We start from the raw sequence: 18,085 nt of genomic DNA, 5'->3' as shown, positions 1-18,085 counted from the left end.
TGCTTCCCACGGGACGGCAGGCACTCAGGGCCAGGTGAGGACCACCCGGGTGTGGCGCTTGTCGATGACGAACCCGGCGGGGAGCCGCTCGTCGGGGGTGTCGGCCGGGTGGACGGTGAGGACCGGTCCCGGACCGCGCCGGTGGTCGCGGTCCCAGACCCGGGCCTGGCCGGCGAATCGGGCGGCGAGGCCGTCGGCCCCGGGCCCGTGAGCGTGGACGACGAACTCGAACCGGGCCGTCCCGGGGTCCACGGGCCAGGGAGCCCCCTGGTAGGCGAAGCCTCCCCCCTCCGCCAGGGCGGGGGTCCCCCCGGACCAGGCGGGGGCGACCAGGCCGTGCCCGACGGCCCACGGGGTGGCGGTGAGCAGGCAGAAGCCCGGGAAGGCGGAGGCCAGCCACAGGTCCAGCCCGGAGAAGGGCCCGGCCGGGCCGAGATCGATCCCCGAGTGCAGGTCCACCCTCGGGGCGGCCAGCGCGCCCTCCAGGGACGCCGGGTCGATCACCGGGCCGTCCTCGACGACCAGGCCCACCTGCGCACCGTGCAGGGGGATGCGGAGCACGGGGCTCTCACCGACGCCCTGCATCGGGACGAAGCCGCACATCTGGTCGGATCGACTCACGAGGTGGTCGCCCTCCTGCTCCAGGGCGAGGGACCGGGTGAGGCCGCGCAGCCGGAGCGGGGTGACGATCCGGCCGCCCCGGGCCAACTGTCCGGGCCAGGCGGGCGGGATGTCCCACGCCCCGACGGTGACGATGATCCGGTCGAAGGGCGCACGGCGGGCAAGACCGAACTCGCCGTCCGCGAGGACGACCTCCACCCGGTCGTAGCCCGCCGCGTCCAGGGTGGAGCGGGCACGTGCTGTGACGTCGGGGTCGATGTCCATGGTGGTGACCGAGCCCGCGGGGCCGACCAGTTCGCTCAGGAGGGCGGCGTTGTAGCCGCCCGAGCCGATTTCGAGGACGCGGTGGCCCGGCCGGGGCCGGAGCTGGTCGAGCATCGTGGCGACCATGGCCGGTTGGGAGACCGAGCTCGTGGGGGCGCCGTGGGCGTCGGTCCTGGTGACGACGGGGACGTCGGCGTAGGCCTGTGCCAGGGTGCGGCCGGGGAGGAAGAGGTGGCGGGGAACGGTGCGCAGGGCGGTCTCGACGCGGGGGTCCAGGGGACGGTCGTGTTCGGTGCTCCGGGCGAGGATCTCGTCCACCATGGCGTGCCGCAGGCGGCCGGGTGCCGTCGCCGAAGGTGTGTTCGCGTCGCCGTCCACCGGGGTCTCCTCCGTGCTTCCGGGGTACTCCGGGCATGGTCCGGAGTACCCCGAGCGGCTACGGCTGAAGCTTTTTGAGGGTGCTGAGGAGTCCGGTCCACTCGCCGCCGGTGAAGCTGAGATGTCCCGAGGCGCGATGCTTCGTGTCACGCACCGCGCGTGCACCAGCAGCCAGATTCGCGACCTCGACGCAGTTTCCCTGCCCCCCGGTGTAGGTGGAGACGTACCACGTCAGGGCTGTGGGGTCTTCCGAGTCCTTCATCTCACCATCCATCTTGTCTAAGGTGCCGCTATCTGAGTCCGCGGATCGCGGTCTTGATCAGGTCTTCAGTCTCATCGGCAGTGGCGGCGTCCTGCCAGAGGTTCTCGAACATGTGCCTGTACAAGGAGATCTCGTCCCTGGCTTCGAGGTACACCGCCCCACCTGCGTACTCGACGTAGGCCAGGGCGTAGTCGGTGTCGACCACGGTGTAGTCGAGAAGGACGAAGGCTCCGTAACTAGCCGCATGGGCCCCGGAGGTAAAGGGGAGCACTTTGATCTTGATGTTGTCGCGGCTGCCCATGGCCAGCAGGTATTCGAGCTGCTCACGGTGTGTGTCCGGGCCGCCGATCAGGCGGTGCAGGGCCGATTCGTTGATGACCGCACGGAACTCGGCAGCTTCGTCACCGGTCAGCTTTTCCTGCCGACGCTGCCGCAGGCTGACGGCTTCCAGAATTTCGTGCTCAACGTCGGGGACCTTGAGGTCCTTGTCCATGAGAGCGCGAGAGTACTCCGGCGTCTGGAGGATGCCGGGGACCAGTTCCGGCTCGTAGGTGTGGATCTCGCGTGCAGCGGTCTCCACTCCGACGAACAGGCTGAACCAGTCGGGCAGAGCTGACTTGTAGCGCTGCCACCAGCCCGGTTGCTTGGCTGCGTAGGCGAGTTCGGCGAAGGACTCGATCACGGTCCCAGGAACCCCGTAGTGCGACAGGAGCAGTCGTGCGTCGCCGGGGGAGATGGTCGTCTCGCCGCGTTCGACCCGAGACAGCGTGGCCTTGCTGAAGCCAGCCACCGCAGCGGCCTCAGCCGAGGATCGCTTTCCGCGAGCTTCCCTGAGGAAGTTGGCCAAGCCAAGCCTCGCGACCATTGGACTGCCCACAGACAACTGACGCCACCTTCTCCGTCCAGACGCACGCTGCCTCACAGTGTTGCGCATGCGATGAGTAGCGACAACTTTATGCAAATCTCTCTGTGAGATTCTCATTAAGAGACTTGCGCTTTGCTAGTTCTCGGTGGCACGATCGAAGCTAACAGGCTGTGACGGTTCGTACGCCCGAGTCTCGGAAACTGGCGTCCGATCGAACTTCGGTGCGGCCTGACCTGTACGCGCAAGAGAGTTCGAGGAGGAACTTGATGGACGGCTGCGATGTGCCGCGACCGAGGTGGAGCGGTGGTGGGGACCGGCGGGTGGCGGGTGGGTTGCCGGTGCGGATCACGGGGGTGCGCAGGGGAGTGCGTGTGGCCTACTTCGACGGGAGGGCCGACCAGTTGTCGCGCGTGCGGAGCTGGTGTCTGGAGTCGCTCCGCCTGCCCGAGGACCGGGCCGCCCCCTCGGTCCTGGTGCTGAGCGAGCTGGTGGCCAACGCGGTGCGGCACACGGCTTCCGGGACAAGGTTCGGCCGGGTCCGGGTGCAGCTGGAAGTCCTGCCCGGGACGGTGGTCGTGCTGGCGGTGACCGACGACGGCCCCCGTTCGGGCCAACAGATCACCCTTCCGCACCTCTCGCCCCGGTCACCCCAGGACGGATGCCTCCGGGAGGGCGGGCGGGGGCTGCTCCTCGTATCGGCCCTCGCGGAGGAGTGGTGGTGGACCGGGCTCCCCGGAGCGCCCCTCACCGTCCACGCGATGGTGGACCCCCACCGCGACCTCCCGGCCCCGGACCCCCACCAGAACCCGGCCTGAACCCGGCCTGAACCCGGCCTCGAACAGGGCGAGGGCCCCGGTCCGGATCAGCGAGCGCAAGCGGCGGGAAGCGCAGCCCCTCGGGGCCGTCGACACTCACCGACGGTCGGCCAGAAAAGTGCCCCGGCCGGTGCGTGAACACCGGACCGGGGCGTGATCCCCACCTGCACCAATCAGGAGGAGACCATGGAACACCCTAGTGGGCGCCACCGCAGGCCGCGCCGCACTCCGGCCGGGCGCGTGTGGGTCCTCGTCGCGGCGCTGATCGCCGTGGCGCTGTCCTTCGTGCTCGTCCCCCACCAGGAACAGCGGCAACGCCCGACCACACGAGTCCCACGCCGCCCCGCAGCGGGGCCACCCAGGACAACGGTGCGGCCGGATCCGGCCACCCAGGGACCCCAGCGCCCGGGGAGCGGCTACCACCGGTTCGAGCCCGGCACACGGGTCGACGCTCCCAACGCCCCCGACACCTGGCCAGACCCCGACGAGCTGGCGGAGACTCTGGTCCGCCCCTACCTCCCACCGCTCCCACCCGCGCACCTGCTCGCGATCCGGCCCCGGATTCCGCGTCAGCGGACACCGGCCATCCCCGCACCCCGCCCCGCAGAGGACCCGGGCGGCCTCACCCCGGTGGCCCGCGTCCACCTCGACACCGTCGGACAGGGGTGGCACCCCAACGCCAGCACCCGGGCGGTCTGGACCTCCGTGATGGCCTTGCCACCCGGCACATCAGGGGCCGGGAAGCCCTGCTGCGCAGGGGCGTTCCGATGAGGCCGAAGGCCGCCCACCGCTAAAGTGGGGACATGGCCCTCACACGTTTCTCGCTGGAGAACTACCGGTGTTTTCCCACCCGTCAAGAAGTCGAGTTGGGCCTGGTCACCGTGGTTCTGGGGAGAAACAACTCGGGCAAGAGCGCGTTGGTCCGTGCGCCCCTGGTGCTCTCCACCGGATTTGAGGCGAACTCGAACCTGCCCCTGGACCTGGAACGCCTTGGTGAGGGCGCACCCTCCTTCCGCGACCTCGTCTACGGGGGGAGACCGCACGGTCGTGTCCAGCTCGGCTTCGGTTTCGGCGAAGGGGATGACAGGACCGACGTGGCGGCCACCGTCCAGAACGTCGACGAGTGGCAGTCCCAGGTGGTCAGCGAGCTCTCTGTCCGAAAGGGCGACACCTCCTACGGTCTCGTCTGGAATCCGGTGGGGGAGGAACCTGAGGGGACCAGCACCTATGAGCTCTCCCTCGACGCCGGTTCATCTACCGCCCAGCGGGTCGATTTCCGTGGTCTGTTTCCCGATCCGGTCTTCGCCCTTGAACGGCTCGGCACCACATCCGCACGTCACCTGGCGAACCTCTCTCCGGTGGCTGAGCTCGACACCATCCGCTACCTCAGTCCCTACCGAGACCGACCGTCCAGGATGCACCGCATCCCCGCCCGCGTTCCGATGGACGTCGGCGGCAACGGCGAACACGCCATGGGGATCATCGCGGACGACGTTCTTCGCCGGGGAAGCCGCCTCGTGCGCAGCCTCAACGTTCACCTGGCACGAAACCTCCCCGGATGGCAGCTGAGGGTGACAGAGCGGGGGAGCGGGATGTTCTCCGTCGAACTGTTCTCCACCTCCTCGCAGCCGATCGTGGTCAATCTGGACGATGCCGGTACGGGCGTCACCCAGCTGCTTCCCATCCTCGTTCAGCGGGCCCTGGACGAGGTGAGGGCACCCGAGCGTGAGGTCCTGGAGATCGTCGAGGAGCCCGAACTCCACCTACACCCCTCCGCTCACGCCCTGGTCGCGGACCTCTTCCTGAACGCGGCGACCAGAGAGGGCTCGCGGGTGCGCTTCCTGGTGGAGACCCACAGCGAGACCTTCCTGCTGCGGTTGCGCCGCAGGATCGCCGAGGGCGTCATCTCCCCGGAACAGGTCGCCGTGTACTTCGTCGAGCACGACGGGGCTCGGGCCGAGGTGCGCAGGATCGGCGTCGACCGCCTCGGCAACGTCGAAGGGTGGCCACGGGGCGTGTTCTCCGAGGACTTCGACGAGACGCAGGCCCTCGCCGCGGCCCAGATGGATCGGATGGAACCGCGTGCGCGTTGAGATCTCCCCCTAGTTGTACGAGGACACCAACGCCGCCCACCAGCTCACGTCGCTACTCCGCCTGCTGGCCCGGGGCAGACACGAATGGATCATCCTCCCCGGGGATGTGGCGGTGGCCGTCTCCTACGTGGAGAGGAACGACCCCACGGCGCTCCAGGTCATGGCAGAGCTCGCCCGTAAGGCCAGCGTCCGGGACGCCTGGGGCGGGGTGGAGCACAGAGTGCGCAAGGTGACGATCACCAAGGAGCACCTGGCGGACGATTTGTCGGATCTCGAACAACCCGCCTACCTCGTGGTGGAGAACGAGCTCTCCGACGGGGCCTTCCTCCGGTCCGTGTGCCACGTCTTCGCGGGCGATGACGTTCTCGGAGCACTCGACGCCCACCACGTGGAACTGGTGCACAGCGGTGGCGCCAACCAGATGCCGAAGTTCGCCGAGGCAAGGGCGAGCCGTTTTCGCAGGACCGTGCGCGTTGCCCTGTTCCTGGACAGCGACCGGTACCTTCCAGGGCAGGAGACCAAGTCGCACCGTCTGGCGAAAGAGGCCGCCGAACTCGGGGTTCGGACCCATGTACTCAGCCTTCGCGAGATCGAGAACTACGTACCCAACCGGGTGCTCTCCTCTCTGCGGCCCCGCGGCAAGTTCTCAGCCCTGGTGGACGCGGTCAAACAGCTGACCCCCGAGCAACGCGGGCACCTCGACATGAAGTACGGCTTCGGTCACACCGGGGACGGGAAGGCCCAGGCCCCCCACCCCAAACACGAGGGGCTCTACGACGACCTGTCTCCGCGAGTGCGGGACGTCCTGCGGACCGGGTTCGGCAGGGACCTCGTCCGCGAGTTGGAGGAGATGGCCGAGAACCGCGCTCTCACCGTGCGTGACTTCGGCGGCGAGGACAGCGGGACAGCCCAGGAGCTGCGTGCACTGCTCGCCATGCTCCGCGAGATCATCTAGGGAGAGAAACGCCGTGGAGGGCACCGAAGAGATCGCGGTACACCCGGAGATCCAGACCCTTGACACCGTTCTGGACTCCATCAAGAAGGGGGAACTGCGGATACCGAAGTTCCAGCGGCCCTTCGTCTGGCGTCCGGAGCAGATGACCACCCTCTTCGACAGCATCGAGAAGGGGTATCCGATCGGCAGCCTTCTGGTCTGGCAGACCACGGAGTCCATTCCCAGCCTCGGTGCGGTGGGCGGGATCGACGTGGCCCCGGCGGAACCGGGGCAGATGGTCTCCTACGTGCTCGACGGCCAACAGCGTCTGTCCACCCTCTTCGGGTGCTTGCGCAGGCCCGCGGACGCGCCTCACTCGGCTCACCAGAGCGACTGGATGTGGTGGGTCTACCGCGAGCTGGGCCGGGTGCGGGAAGGCAACCGCTACCGCCACTGGCGCAGGTCCGATCAGCCGGTGCCGCCGAGCTACCTGCCGCTGCGTTCGATCCCCCGCACCATGGACTTCCTCGCCTACGCCCGGGCCGTTCAGAAGGCCCTGCCCGAGCAGGCGGACGAACTGGTGGAGGAAGCCGAACGCGTGGCCCAACGGGTCAAGGGCTACAAGTTGCCCGTCGTTCGTCTCGTGGGCGGTTCCCTGGGGCAGGCCGTGGAGGTCTTCTCCCGAATCAACAGCAGCGGGCAGAAGATGACCCCCGAGCAGATGGTGTCCGCGCTCACCTACTCCAACAGCGGGGAGGAGAGCCTGGCCGACCGGGTCGAGGAGATCCAGGAGCGCATCGCCGCCGAGGGTTTCGGGGAGATCCCCACCACCACCATCTTCCAGACGGTCCTCGGGGTCGCGGGTGAGGAGGAAGTCCAGCAGACCCGTTGGGAACTGCTGGCCCAGCGCCTCGAACCGTACCTGGACCAGGCGGTCAAGGACGCGGACGGGGCGCTCGCCAGGGCCGTCGCCTTCCTGCGTGAGCAGGTTCCCGTGCCCCTGGCCCGGTTGGTCCCCTACAACCTCCAGATCATGCTCCTCGGGGTGTTCTTCCACCACCGCCCCGAGCCGAACCCTGAGCAGGTAGGGTCGCTGATCCGCTGGTTCTGGGCCACGTCCTGGGCGGGTTCCTTCGCCGGCGCGACGAGCACGCAGGTGCGGACCCAGATCAAGGACATGAAGGCGTTCGCTCTCGGAGAGGGGGAGCTCGACGTCGATGAGCTCACGGCCCGGTCCTTCCCCGACAGCTTCGACTTCCGCAGCGCCCGCGCACGCATCTTCATCCTGTGGGAACTCCGGCGCTTCCCAGAACGGATCGACCTCCACGGGGACCCGGTCGACCCTGTGATCTCCCTCTCCCGCTCGCACACCGACACCTACCGGCACGTGGCCACCCGTCCGGGGACGGAGGGCAGATCGAGCCCTGGCAACCGGCTGATCATGACCTCTCAGCCAGGGGTGTCGCTGCGCAACGCCCTGGCGCAGCACACCGGTCCGACCGAGGAGATCCTGAACTCCCACGGCATCCCGCAGAAGGCCTTCGACCGCCTGGTGGCGGGTGACGACGAGGGGTTCATCCGCCTCCGGGCCGAGTACCTGGCCTCCCTCGAACAGGAGTTCATGGACGAGGTCGGGGTCCAGCACGCGGGTTCGCTCGTCGGCGAGACGGACATCGACACCGAGTGACCGAGGACCCCGGGAACGCCGTTGTTCCCGGGGCCCGGTTCGGTGGTCGCCCCGGTCAGGCGGGCAGGCCCAGCTCGCGGGCGATGAGCATCTTCTGCACCTCGCTGGTGCCCTCGCCGACCTCCAGGATCTTGGCGTCGCGGTAGAACCGGCCCACCGCGTAGTCGTTCATGAACCCGTAGCCGCCGAACACCTGCGTGGCGTCGCGGGCGTTGTCCATGGCGGCGTTGGAGGCGACCAGCTTGGCGATCGCCGCCTCCTTCTTGAACGGCTCGCCCGCCAGCATCCGCGAGGCGGCGTCGTAGTACGCCAGCCGCGCCCCGTACGCCCGCGCCTCCATCTCGGCGATCTTGAACTGGATCGCCTGGTAGTGGCCGATCGGGTTGCCGAAGGCGTGCCTTTCATGGGCGTAGCGCACGCTCTCGTCCACGCACCCCTGGGCCAGGCCCACCGAGAGCGCGGCGATGGCGATGCGGCCCTCGTCCAGGATCCTCAGGAACTGCGCGTACCCGCGCCCGCGCTCGCCCACCAGGTTCGCCTCGGGAACCCGGCAGTCCTCGAACACCAGCTCGTTGGTGTCGGAGGCGTTCCACCCGACCTTCGAGTACTTCTGGCCGACGGAGAACCCCGGCGTGCCCCTCGGCACCAGGATCGAGGAGATCTCCGGCCGCCCGTCCTCGCGCCGCCCCGTGACGGCGGTGACGGTGACCAGGGCGGTGATGTCGGTGCCCGAGTTCGTGATGAACGACTTGGTCCCGTTGATCACCCACTCGCCGTCCTCCAGCCGGGCGGTGGTCCTGGTCGCCCCCGCGTCGGAGCCGCCGCCCGGCTCGGTCAGCCCGAACGCCCCCAGGGCCTCACCCGACGTGAGCCTGGGCAGGTAGGTCTTCCTCTGCTCCTCGGTGCCGAACCTGTAGAGGGGCATGGCGCCCAGCGACACCCCGGCCTCCAGGGTGATCGCCACCGACGAGTCCACCCGGGCCAACTCCTCCAGGGCCAGGCACAGGGCGAAGTAGTCGCCGCCCATACCGCCGTGCTCCTCGGGGAACGGCAGCCCGAACAGGCCCATCCGGCCCATCTTGGCGACGATGTCGTACGGGAACGCGCCCCGCTCGTAGAAGTCGCCGATCACCGGGGCGACCTCGGTCCGGGCGAACTCCTCCACGGCGGCCCGAAGGTCGGCGTGCTCGGTCGACAGCTGGTGACGGCTCATCACTGGTGCTCCTCGCTGGTGGCGGGGGTGGGATCGGACTGGTCCGGCGGGGCGGCGCCGGGCTCGACGGTGACCAGGGCGGCGTCCATGGGCACGGACGCCCCCGGGCGCACCGCCACGCGGGTGACGGTGCCGTCGAAGGGGGAGGGAACGGAGTGCTCCATCTTCATGGCCTCCACGACGGCGAGGGGGGTTCCCGCGCGCACCGTCTGGCCGACCTCCACGGGCACGGCGAGCACCGTCCCCGGCATGGGGCTGCGCACGGTGCCGTCGGCCGCGGCGTCGTCGTCGCGCAGCGCCGCCGCGACCGGCTCCTCGTGCAGGGTCCACGCGGTGCCGTCGGCGCCCAGCCACCGGTGCCCCGTGGCGGGGTCGTCGGCGCGCGCGTAGGTGCGCGTCCGGCCCGCGTGGGTGACGGTCAGGCGGGTCCCGTCGGCGGAGCGCAGGGCCCGTGCGGCGACCGGCGCGCCCTCGTCCACCCGCACCAGGTAGGCGCCCGACACCTCCCCGGGCTCGCGGGCGCCGACCGCTCCGTCGCGGCGGACGCGGACGACCGCGGAGTCGTGCCGGGGAGCCCGCAGGCGCCACGGCGTCCACGCCGGGCCGCCCATCCGCCACCCGTCGGGGGTGGCGAACCGGTCCGCCGCCGGGGCCCGTGCGTCGGGCTCCAGGTCGAGCTGGTGGTCCAGGGCGGCCGCCGCGTACACGTGCTCGGGGAGCGTCTGCGGCGCGGGCTCCGGCGGCTCCGACTCGATCAGGTCGGTGCTCAGGTCCCCCGCCACCACGCGCGGGTGGCGCAGCAGCCTGCGCAGGAACGCGGTGTTGGTGACGCACCCCAGCAGCACGTACCCGCCCAGGGCGGCGTCCATCCGGCGCAGTGCCTCGGCGCGGTCCGGCCCCCAGGTGATGACCTTGGCGAGCATCGGGTCGAACGCGGAGGTCACCTCTCCTCCCACCGCCACCCCGGAGTCCACCCGGGCGCCGGCGGGTTCGGAGAGCGCCAGGACGGGACCGCCGGTGGGCAGGAACCCCCGGTCGGCGTCCTCGGCGTAGATCCGCGACTCCACGGCGTGCCCCTGCCAGGACACGTCGCCCTGCCCGAACGGCAGCGGTTCGCCCAGCGCCACACGGATCTGGAGTTCGACCAGGTCGATCCCGCGCCGGCCCCGGATCGCGACGACCTCCTCGGTGACCGGGTGCTCCACCTGGAGCCGGGTGTTCATCTCCAGGAACGAGAACGACAGCCCCGCGGCCCCTCCCTCGGCGGAGGCCTCGGCGATGAACTCGACCGTTCCCGCGCCCGTGTACCCGCAGGACCGTGCGGCGGCCACGGCCGCCTCGCCCATGGCCGTGCGCTGGTCGGCGGTCAGAAGGGGGGACGGCGCCTCCTCCACCACCTTCTGGTGGCGGCGCTGCAGGCTGCACTCGCGTTCGCCCAGGTGGAGGACGGTGCCGTGGCCGTCAGCGAGGATCTGCACCTCGATGTGCCGGGGCCGCCGCACCAGGCGCTCCACCAGCAGGGTGGAGTCGCCGAAGGACGCCAGGGCCTCCCGGCGGGCGGCGGCCGCGGCGGCCACCAGGTCGGCGGCGGAGTGGACGGCGCGCATGCCCTTGCCGCCGCCGCCCGCGGACGGCTTGATGAGCAGCGGGTACCCGGTCTCCTCGGCCGCGAGCAGCAGGGCGTCGTCGTCCAGGGGCCGGCCGGGTTTCTCGGTGAACCCTCCCAGGACGGGCACGCCCGCGGCGGCCACCGTGTCCTTGGCGCGGATCTTGTCGCCCATCGCCTCGATCGCGGAGGCGGGAGGTCCGACAAAGACCAGGCCCGCCTCGGCGCACGCACGGGCGAAGCCGGCGTTCTCGGACAGGAAGCCGTAGCCGGGGTGGACCATGGTGGCGCCCGACTCCAGGGCCGCCGCGACGATCGCGGCGGAGTCCAGGTAGCCGTCCACGCGCAGGGCGAGGTCGGCGGCGAGCGTGTGGGGGGCACCGGCGTCGGCGTCGGTGTGCACCGCCACCGAGCCGATCCCCATGCGCTGCAGGGTGCGGATGATCCGCAGGGCGATCTCGCCCCGGTTGGCGACCAGCACGGTCGCGGGGGAGGGGGACGTTCGTGGCGTCGTGGTCAAGGGTTCCTCACATCCGGAAGACGCCGTAGCCCACCGGGTCCAGTGGCGCGTGGCGGGCGGCGGACAGGGCCATGGCGAGCACGTCGCGGGTGTCGGCGGGGTCGATGACCCCGTCGTCCCACAGGCGGGCGGTCGAGTAGTACGGGCTGCCCTGTTCCTCGTACTGGTCGCGGATGGGCGCCTTGAAGGCCTCCTCGTCCTCGGCCGACCACGACTCGCCGCGCCCCTCCTTCTGGTCGCGGCGCACGGTGGACAGCACCGAGGCGGCCTGCTCCCCGCCCATCACCGAGATGCGGGCGTTGGGCCACATCCACAGGAACCGGGGCGAGTACGCCCGGCCGCACATGCTGTAGTTGCCCGCCCCGAACGACCCGCCGATGACGACGGTGAACTTGGGGACGCGCGCGCAGGCCACGGCGGTGACCATCTTCGCGCCGTGCTTGGCGATGCCGCCCGCCTCGTAGTCGCGGCCCACCATGAAGCCGGAGATGTTCTGGAGGAACACGAGGGGGATGCCGCGCCGGTCGCACAGTTCGATGAAGTGGGCGCCCTTGAGCGCGGACTCGGCGAACAGGATGCCGTTGTTGGCGATGATCCCGACCGGGTGGCCGTGCAGGTGCGCGAACCCCGTGACCAGCGTCGTCCCGTACTCGGCCTTGAACTCGGTGAACTCGCTGCCGTCCACGACCCGCCCGATCACCTCCCGCACGTCGTAGGGGGTGCGGGTGTCGGCGGGGACCACCCCGTACAGCTCGCCCTGGTCCATCGCGGGGGGCCGGGGCGCGCGCGTCTCCCACGCGGGCGGGGCGGGCGGTCCGAGGGTGTCGGCGATGCGCCGCACGATGGTGAGGGCGTGTGCGTCGTCGTCGGCGAGGTGGTCGGTGACCCCCGACACCCGCGAGTGCAGGTCGCCGCCGCCCAGTTCCTCGGCGGTGACGACCTCGCCCGTGGCCGCCTTCACCAGCGGCGGACCGCCCAGGAAGATGGTGCCCTGGTCGCGGACGATGACCGCCTCGTCGCTCATCGCCGGGACGTAGGCGCCGCCCGCCGTGCACGACCCCAGCACCGCGGCGATCTGCGGGATGCCCAGTCTCGACATGGTGGCCTGGTTGTAGAAGATCCGCCCGAAGTGCTCGCGGTCGGGGAACACGTCGTCCTGCATCGGCAGGAACGCGCCGCCCGAGTCGGCCAGGTACACGCACGGCAGGTGGTTGTGCAGTGCCACCTCCTGGGCGCGCAGGTGCTTCTTGACGGTCATCGGGTAGTAGCTGCCGCCCTTGACCGTGGCGTCGTTGGCGACCACGACCACCGGCCGCCCCATGACCCGGCCCACACCCGCGATCATCCCGGCGCCGGGCGCGTCCCGGCCGTCCTTCCCGTAGAGCCCGTCGGCGGCCAGGGGGGAGATCTCCAGGAAGGGCGAGCCCGGGTCGAGGAGGAGGTCGACGCGGTCGCGCGGCAGGAGTTTGCCGCGCTCGACGTGCCGTGCCCGGGTCTTCTCCGGGCCGCCCAGCGCCGCGGTGGCGATCCGCTCGCGCAGCTCCAGGGCGAGGGCGCGGTTCGCCGCGTCGTTGGCGGCGAACGCGGGCCCGGCGGTGTCCACCGCCGAGCCGAGCACAGATGCCCTGCTCATGGTGTCCTCTCGTGGAGGGATGTTAATGCTCACTAACAACCGTGATGTTAGTAACTACTAACATGGGTGTCCAGGGCCCGGGCGGTGCGACCCGTCCCGGAGCCACCCGCGGGCGAGGAGAGGCGGAGCGGATGGGGCCGAGACCGACGGGCGAGCGCCGGACGGCGATCCTGGGCGCGGCGGCGGAACTCTTCGCCGAACGCGGCTACCGGGGGGTGTCCATCGACGACCTCGGCCGGGCCGTGGGCACGACCGGCCCCGCCCTGTACAGGCACTTCCCCGGCAAACAGGCGCTGCTCGGCGAGGTGCTGGTCGACATCAGCGACCGGCTGGCGAAGCAGGGCGGGGAGCTGGTGGCGGAGGCGGCGGACGCGGACGGCGCCCTGGACTCGCTGCTGCGCGGACACATCGCGTTCGCACTGGACGAGCCCGCCCTGATCACCGTGCACGACCGGGAGCTGGGCAACCTCACCCAGCCCGACCGGCGGCGCGTGCGCCGCCTCCAGCGCGGCTACGTCGAGGAGTGGGTGGGGGTGCTCGCCCACCTCCGGCCGGGGACGTCCCCGGCCGTGCTCCGAGCCGCCGTGCACGCCGTGTTCGGGCTGCTCAACTCCACCCCCCACAGCAGGGGCGAGCTGCCCCGGCCGCACATGGCCGCGCTGCTGCTGTCCATGGGCCGGGCGGCCCTCACCGCCCCCGACACGGTGCCCCCGCCGGGGTAGGCCTTCCGGGGCGGGCCGGAACGCGGGTGTCGGGAATTGGGGGCCGCGATGCCGTGGGGTGACCCCGGTCGGGGTAGACCCGCCGGACACCGACCCCGGAGGTAGACATGAACGTGGTGACCAGGGGCTTTCACGGGCGCGGAGGACAGGACCCCGCCAGGGTGCCCCCGGGGCAGTACGAGACCCACGACTTCCCCGTCCTGTCGGCCGGACCCACGCCCCGGGTGGGCACCGACGAGTGGACGTTCACCGTCGCGGCGGAGACCGGGCAGACCCGCACGTGGACCTGGGAGGAGTTCGGGGCCCTGCCCCAGGAGCGCCCCCACGTCGACATCCACTGCGTGACCCGCTGGTCGAAGCTCGGCACCGACTGGGCGGGCGTCAGCCTCGACGTCCTGCTGGAGGACGTGGAGACCACCGCCGAGTACGCCCTCGCGGTCAGCTACGGCGGCTACACCACCAACCTTCCGCTCCAGGACCTCACCGACGGCCAGGCATGGGTCGTGCACACCTTCGACGGCGAGCCCCTCGCCGCCGAGCACGGGGGGCCCGCACGGCTGCTCGTCCCGCACCTGTACTTCTGGAAGTCGGCCAAGTGGGTGCGCGGGATCAGCCTGCTCCACCAGGACGATCCCGGGTTCTGGGAACAGGCCGGCTACCACGACTACGGCGACCCGTGGCGCGAGCAGCGCTACCGGGACGACTGATGGTCGCGTGGCGGCCCGCGACACTGGTGGCCGACCGGTGGGAGACCGACAGCGCCCGAACCCTCGCCCTGGACGTGCCCGGCTGGCCCGGCCACCGGGCGGGCCAGCACGTGGACCTCCGGCTGACCGCCGAGGACGGCTACACCGCCCAGCGCGGATACTCGGTGGCCTCGGCCGACGAGGGGGAGCGGATCGAGCTCACCGTCCAGCGTGTGGAGGGCGGTGAGGTCTCCCCCCATCTCGTGGACGTGTTCGCGCCCGGGGACGCGGTGGAGGTGCGGGGCCCGCTGGGCGGCTGGTTCGTGTGGGACGCCAAGTCCCCCGACCCGGTGGTCCTGGTGGGCGGCGGCTCCGGGGTGGTGCCCCTGATGGCGATGGTGCGCGAGCGCCGCAGGGTGGGAAACCGGGCGCTGTTCCGCCTCCTGTACTCGGTGCGCACGCCCGAGGACCGCTACTACCGGGGAGAACTGGGCGCGCACCGGCCCGGGGACGGGGGAGTGGACCTCTTCGTCGCCCACACGCGCCGGTCACCGCAGGGCTCGTCCCGCGCGCCGGGGCGCCTGGGCGCGGCCGAGCTGGACACCCACGGGTTCCCGGCCGGCTTCGCCCCGGTGTGCTACGTGTGCGGGCCGACCGGTTTCGTGGAGGCGGCCTCCGACGCACTGGTGGCGCTGGGGCACGACCCGGGACGGGTCCGGACCGAGCGGTTCGGCTCCGGGGGAGGTGCCGGATGAGGGAACCGGACCACATCGACGCCAACGCCCTGGCGGGCCCGCTGTCGGAGATCCTCTCCGTGGACCTGACCGCGGCCGAGCGCCGGTGCGCGGTGTGCGGGGCGTGCGGGGTGTTCGCCGAACTGCACGTCACCGCGGACGGGCCGGGGCTGGTCGCGAGCTGCCCCGGGTGCCGGACGATGGTCCTGCGCCTGGTGCGCACGCCCGACAGCGTCTGGGTGGACCTGGGAGGAACGGGCGTCGTCCGCGTGCGGCTCGAACCGTGAGGCGGGGGCGGGCGGCTCGCCGTCCGCCCCGCCTCCCACGGGAGCGCGCCGGGACACCTCCGCCGAACTCGGCCGGCCCTTCGGCCCCGGGGCCGCCGGTCACGTCGGGGCTACGCGGGGTTGAAGGGCGGGTGCGTCTTTTCCGGGCCCGGGCCAAGAGGCGACAAAGTCCCTGGAACGCCTTGTGGGGGAACATCCGCGATCGCACCCTTCGGCCGTACATTTGGCCGCGGTGAAGTTGGGTACGCCTGCGTCCAACGCCTCCCAGGCGCAACATGACGTCCCGCACCACGACACGGAGAAGGAGCGGTGTACATATGTCTCGGCCTCGGATCGTGGTGGTCGGCGCGGGTTTCGGTGGACTCCACACCCTGCGTCACCTCGAACGCCGTATCCCGTCGGGGGCGGCGGACATCGCCCTCGTCGCCCCGCACGACTACATGCTCTACAGCCCGCTGCTGCCCCAGGTCGCGTCCGGGCTTCTCACACCCCAGTCGATCGCCATGTCCGTGCACCGGCTGACCCGGGACACCAGGCTCGTCCCCGGACACGCCGTCGGCGTCGACACCCGGGACCGGGTGGTCGTCGTCCGACGGCCCACCGGCGAACTCGCGCCGGTCCGCTACGACCGCCTCGTGCTGGCCCCCGGGGGACTCACGCGGGCCTTCGACATCCCCGGGCTCACCGAGCACGCCTACGGTGCCAAGACCCTGGCGGAGGCCGTGCTCCTGCGCGACCACGTCCTCGCCCAGCTGGAGATGGCCAACGACACCCGGGACCCGGCTGAACGCGAGGAGCGCTGCCGTTTCATCGTGGTGGGCGGAGGCTACACCGGTGTCGAGACCGCCGCTTCGCTCATGCGGCTGTGCCAGGAGGCGGCCAAGCGCTACCCCGAGCTGCGCTCGGTCATCCGCTGGCACCTCGTCGACATCGCGCCCAAGGTGCTGCCCGAACTCGGGGACCGGCTCGGGCGCAAGGCACTCGACCTGCTGCGGTCACTGGGAATCGAGGTCAAGCTCAAGGTGTCCGTGCGCGAGGTGAGCGCGGACAAGGTGGTCCTCACCGACGGCCGCGCCCTTCCCTGCCGGACGCTGATCTGGACGGCGGGCGTCACGCCCAGCCCGCTCATGGAGACCCTGGACAAGCCCACCCAGCGCGGACGCCTGGAGGTGGGGACCGACCTGAGCGTTCCCGGGGCCCCCGAGGTGTTCGCCATCGGTGACGCGGCGGCGGTGCCCAACCTCTCGCACGCCGAGAGCGCCTACTGCCCGCCGACCGCCCAGTACGCCACCCGCCAGGCCTCCACCGCCGCCGGCAACGTGGTCGCGTCCCTCCTGGGGCGTCCGCTGCGCGAGTTCCGGCACAAGGACATGGGGCTGGTGGTGGACCTGAGCGGCAGGGACGCGCTCGCGCGGGTGCTCCAGTTCGACCTGAGCGGCCTCCCCGCGCTGGGGGTCACTCGCGGCTACCACATACTGTCGGTGCCGTCCCCGACCGCGAGGGCGCGCATCCTGGCCAACTGGGGGATACGGGCGTTCACGGGCGGTGAGGTGTCGCGGTTGGGCTTCGCCGACGACGGCCGACCCGCCTCGTTCGTCGCCAACGAGGCGGTCGACTACCTGGACGCGGCGGCCTCGTCCAAGGAGGGGGCGCGCCTGCTGGAGAACGAGCGCGAGCGCTACGGCGAGGACTGAGGCCGCGGCGGTCCTCGACGATCTTGTACTTGTGGCCGATGCCGGCGCCGGGGCCCGCCACAAGTACAAGATCACGGCGGAGGGGGCGGGGCCGTGGAGCTTTCCGGTCACCGCCTCAGGAGCGGACGAGGCGGGCGATCGCCTCGGACGCCTCACGGACCTTCTCGTCGGCCTCCTCGCCGCCGTTGGCGACGGCGTGGGCCACGCAGTGCTTGAGGTGTTCGTCGAGGATGGCCAGGGAGAAGGACCGGAGCGCCTTGTTCACCGCCGACGTCTGGGTCAGGATGTCGATGCAGTACTGGTCGTCCTCGACCATGCGCTGGAGCCCGCGGATCTGCCCCTCGATCCGGCGCAGACGGTTGATGTGACTCTGTTTGTCGTTGCTGTAACCGTGGGTCGCAGCCATGGTCCCGCTTCCGTGTTGTTCCTGCTCAGATGCCATTACCATACCCCCTCTAGGTATTCAACAGCGAAGGTGTGGGGCGGATTCCGCCGTCCCGCCCCTCGGGCGTGCGCGTGGTGGTCGATGCGGTCGTAGTAGGAGTTTCCCAGACGAACGAGGGTTGATCGCCTCGCCGACCGCGGCTCCGGGCACTCCCCGCCGTGGGCCGTAAACGTCCGGTCTGATCTGGGTAAGCCCGGGACAGGGGTCTTGCCCCCGTCCTGGGGCGAGCCGACGATGGCCGTATGAGCGAAAGCGCCGAGAACGACATCATGGCCACCATCCGGGGACTGATGGACGAGGAGCACGCGCTCCGCTCCGCCGCCGGAGGCATGGAGCCGCAGGAGCGCGGCCGCATGAAGGAGGTGGAGGAGGCACTGGACCAGTGCTGGGACCTGCTCCGGCAGCGGCGGGCCCGCAGCGAGTTCGGCCAGGACCCCGACGGCGCGAGCGTGCGCCCCGCCGCCGAGGTCGAGAACTACCGCCAGTAGCCGCAAACCCGTGCACCGCAGGGCGAAACTTCGAGTGCTCCGTGAGCGTCAACACGGATACACCGGCGCCGGGGGCGGGGGGGGCGGAACACACAGTCCCCCCCCCCCAACTAGTGCAAAAATAAAAAACATGCAACA

The 18,085-nt window shown here is 70.9% G+C and carries 18 protein-coding genes; 11 read left to right on the top strand and 7 right to left on the bottom strand.

Features of this window, described 5'->3' with window-relative positions:
* Positions 1-24: 24 nt before the first annotated feature.
* The 3 genes from fxlM to ACFWTE_RS23055 are packed head-to-tail and all read right to left on the bottom strand — an operon-like array spanning position 25 to position 2,372.
* Positions 25-1,263 carry a methyltransferase, FxLD system gene (gene fxlM / locus ACFWTE_RS23065; RefSeq protein WP_378781925.1) on the bottom strand — a complete coding sequence of 413 codons (1,239 nt, stop codon included), beginning with the start codon at positions 1,261-1,263 and terminating at the stop codon, positions 25-27.
* 58 nt (positions 1,264-1,321) lie between these two features.
* Positions 1,322-1,537 (bottom strand): DUF397 domain-containing protein, encoded by a 216-nt coding sequence (locus ACFWTE_RS23060; protein WP_378781923.1) that lies wholly within the window; start codon positions 1,535-1,537, stop codon positions 1,322-1,324.
* A 16-nt stretch (positions 1,538-1,553) separates the two neighbouring features.
* A complete protein-coding gene (locus ACFWTE_RS23055; RefSeq protein ID WP_378781921.1) occupies positions 1,554-2,372 on the bottom strand; it encodes a helix-turn-helix domain-containing protein in 819 nt (272 codons plus the stop codon).
* A 389-nt stretch (positions 2,373-2,761) separates the two neighbouring features.
* Here ACFWTE_RS23055 and ACFWTE_RS23050 point away from each other — a divergent pair, with 389 nt between their 5' ends.
* The 5 genes from ACFWTE_RS23050 (at position 2,762) to ACFWTE_RS23030 (ending at position 7,919) form a co-directional block, all read left to right on the top strand.
* The gene (locus ACFWTE_RS23050; RefSeq protein WP_378781919.1) at positions 2,762-3,205 is read left to right on the top strand and encodes an ATP-binding protein; all 444 of its coding nucleotides are present in this window, start codon (positions 2,762-2,764) and stop codon (positions 3,203-3,205) included.
* 186 nt (positions 3,206-3,391) lie between these two features.
* A complete protein-coding gene (locus ACFWTE_RS23045; RefSeq protein ID WP_378781917.1) occupies positions 3,392-3,976 on the top strand; it encodes a hypothetical protein in 585 nt (194 codons plus the stop codon).
* Between the two features lie 32 nt (positions 3,977-4,008).
* Positions 4,009-5,298: a DUF3696 domain-containing protein gene (locus ACFWTE_RS23040; protein ID WP_378781915.1), complete on the top strand. Its 1,290-nt coding sequence runs from the start codon at positions 4,009-4,011 to the stop codon at positions 5,296-5,298.
* A gap of 13 nt (positions 5,299-5,311) precedes the next feature.
* Entirely contained in the window at positions 5,312-6,253 is a 942-nt protein-coding gene (locus tag ACFWTE_RS23035) for a hypothetical protein (RefSeq protein ID WP_378781913.1), read from the top strand.
* A 13-nt stretch (positions 6,254-6,266) separates the two neighbouring features.
* Positions 6,267-7,919: a DUF262 domain-containing protein gene (locus tag ACFWTE_RS23030; RefSeq protein WP_378781911.1), complete on the top strand. Its 1,653-nt coding sequence runs from the start codon at positions 6,267-6,269 to the stop codon at positions 7,917-7,919.
* A gap of 55 nt (positions 7,920-7,974) precedes the next feature.
* On the opposite strand, the gene ACFWTE_RS23025 is transcribed toward ACFWTE_RS23030, so the two are convergent.
* From ACFWTE_RS23025 to ACFWTE_RS23015, 3 genes are read right to left on the bottom strand one after another with little or no spacing between them, the layout of a single operon-like run.
* Complete coding sequence (locus ACFWTE_RS23025; RefSeq protein ID WP_378781909.1) at positions 7,975-9,132, bottom strand: acyl-CoA dehydrogenase family protein; 1,158 nt, start codon at positions 9,130-9,132, stop codon at positions 7,975-7,977.
* On the bottom strand, positions 9,132-11,258 hold the full coding sequence (locus ACFWTE_RS23020; RefSeq protein WP_378781907.1) for a biotin carboxylase N-terminal domain-containing protein: 2,127 nt from the start codon (positions 11,256-11,258) through the stop codon (positions 9,132-9,134). Before ACFWTE_RS23020 ends, ACFWTE_RS23025 begins: the two co-directional genes overlap by 1 nt.
* 7 nt (positions 11,259-11,265) lie before the next feature.
* The gene (locus tag ACFWTE_RS23015) at positions 11,266-12,876 is read right to left on the bottom strand and encodes a carboxyl transferase domain-containing protein (RefSeq protein ID WP_378781938.1); all 1,611 of its coding nucleotides are present in this window, start codon (positions 12,874-12,876) and stop codon (positions 11,266-11,268) included.
* Between the two features lie 146 nt (positions 12,877-13,022).
* On the opposite strand from ACFWTE_RS23015, the gene ACFWTE_RS23010 reads away from it, so the two are divergent.
* The 5 genes from ACFWTE_RS23010 to ACFWTE_RS22990 all read left to right on the top strand — a co-directional run bounded on the left by ACFWTE_RS23010 (position 13,023) and on the right by ACFWTE_RS22990 (position 17,014).
* Positions 13,023-13,613: a TetR/AcrR family transcriptional regulator gene (locus ACFWTE_RS23010; RefSeq protein ID WP_378781906.1), complete on the top strand. Its 591-nt coding sequence runs from the start codon at positions 13,023-13,025 to the stop codon at positions 13,611-13,613.
* 107 nt (positions 13,614-13,720) lie between these two features.
* Positions 13,721-14,320 (top strand): sulfite oxidase-like oxidoreductase, encoded by a 600-nt coding sequence (locus ACFWTE_RS23005; RefSeq protein ID WP_378781904.1) that lies wholly within the window; start codon positions 13,721-13,723, stop codon positions 14,318-14,320.
* Positions 14,320-15,054: an FAD-binding oxidoreductase gene (locus ACFWTE_RS23000; RefSeq protein ID WP_378781902.1), complete on the top strand. Its 735-nt coding sequence runs from the start codon at positions 14,320-14,322 to the stop codon at positions 15,052-15,054. The genes ACFWTE_RS23005 and ACFWTE_RS23000 overlap by 1 nt, the downstream gene beginning before the upstream one ends.
* Positions 15,051-15,320 carry a DUF6510 family protein gene (locus ACFWTE_RS22995; RefSeq protein ID WP_378781900.1) on the top strand — a complete coding sequence of 90 codons (270 nt, stop codon included), beginning with the start codon at positions 15,051-15,053 and terminating at the stop codon, positions 15,318-15,320. The genes ACFWTE_RS23000 and ACFWTE_RS22995 overlap by 4 nt, the downstream gene beginning before the upstream one ends.
* A gap of 317 nt (positions 15,321-15,637) precedes the next feature.
* Complete coding sequence (locus ACFWTE_RS22990; RefSeq protein ID WP_378781898.1) at positions 15,638-17,014, top strand: NAD(P)/FAD-dependent oxidoreductase; 1,377 nt, start codon at positions 15,638-15,640, stop codon at positions 17,012-17,014.
* 115 nt (positions 17,015-17,129) lie between these two features.
* Here ACFWTE_RS22990 and ACFWTE_RS22985 read toward each other — a convergent pair whose 3' ends face one another.
* Positions 17,130-17,420, bottom strand: a complete 291-nt coding sequence (locus ACFWTE_RS22985) for a metal-sensitive transcriptional regulator (protein ID WP_267948783.1) — start codon at positions 17,418-17,420, stop codon at positions 17,130-17,132.
* A gap of 281 nt (positions 17,421-17,701) precedes the next feature.
* Here ACFWTE_RS22985 and ACFWTE_RS22980 point away from each other — a divergent pair, with 281 nt between their 5' ends.
* A complete protein-coding gene (locus tag ACFWTE_RS22980; RefSeq protein WP_378781896.1) occupies positions 17,702-17,947 on the top strand; it encodes a DUF2630 family protein in 246 nt (81 codons plus the stop codon).
* Positions 17,948-18,085 lie beyond the last annotated feature (138 nt).

Source organism: Nocardiopsis sp. NPDC058631 (assembly GCF_042716955.1).
GTDB lineage: Bacteria > Actinomycetota > Actinomycetes > Streptosporangiales > Streptosporangiaceae > Nocardiopsis.
This window is presented reverse-complemented; position numbering and strand designations above follow the sequence as displayed.

What these genes read in the sequence shown, in the direction of transcription:
- ACFWTE_RS23060 (WP_378781923.1), bottom strand. Translation starts at nt 1,537, where the DNA reads ATGGATGGTGAGATGAAGGACTCGGAAGACCCCACAGCCCTGACGTGG.
- ACFWTE_RS22990 (WP_378781898.1), top strand. Translation starts at nt 15,638, where the DNA reads ATGTCTCGGCCTCGGATCGTGGTGGTCGGCGCGGGTTTCGGTGGACTC.
- ACFWTE_RS23005 (WP_378781904.1), top strand. Translation starts at nt 13,721, where the DNA reads ATGAACGTGGTGACCAGGGGCTTTCACGGGCGCGGAGGACAGGACCCC.
- ACFWTE_RS22995 (WP_378781900.1), top strand. Translation starts at nt 15,051, where the DNA reads ATGAGGGAACCGGACCACATCGACGCCAACGCCCTGGCGGGCCCGCTG.
- ACFWTE_RS22980 (WP_378781896.1), top strand. Translation starts at nt 17,702, where the DNA reads ATGAGCGAAAGCGCCGAGAACGACATCATGGCCACCATCCGGGGACTG.
- ACFWTE_RS23040 (WP_378781915.1), top strand. Translation starts at nt 4,009, where the DNA reads ATGGCCCTCACACGTTTCTCGCTGGAGAACTACCGGTGTTTTCCCACC.
- ACFWTE_RS23025 (WP_378781909.1), bottom strand. Translation starts at nt 9,132, where the DNA reads ATGAGCCGTCACCAGCTGTCGACCGAGCACGCCGACCTTCGGGCCGCC.
- ACFWTE_RS22985 (WP_267948783.1), bottom strand. Translation starts at nt 17,420, where the DNA reads ATGGCTGCGACCCACGGTTACAGCAACGACAAACAGAGTCACATCAAC.
- ACFWTE_RS23000 (WP_378781902.1), top strand. Translation starts at nt 14,320, where the DNA reads ATGGTCGCGTGGCGGCCCGCGACACTGGTGGCCGACCGGTGGGAGACC.
- ACFWTE_RS23010 (WP_378781906.1), top strand. Translation starts at nt 13,023, where the DNA reads ATGGGGCCGAGACCGACGGGCGAGCGCCGGACGGCGATCCTGGGCGCG.
- ACFWTE_RS23045 (WP_378781917.1), top strand. Translation starts at nt 3,392, where the DNA reads ATGGAACACCCTAGTGGGCGCCACCGCAGGCCGCGCCGCACTCCGGCC.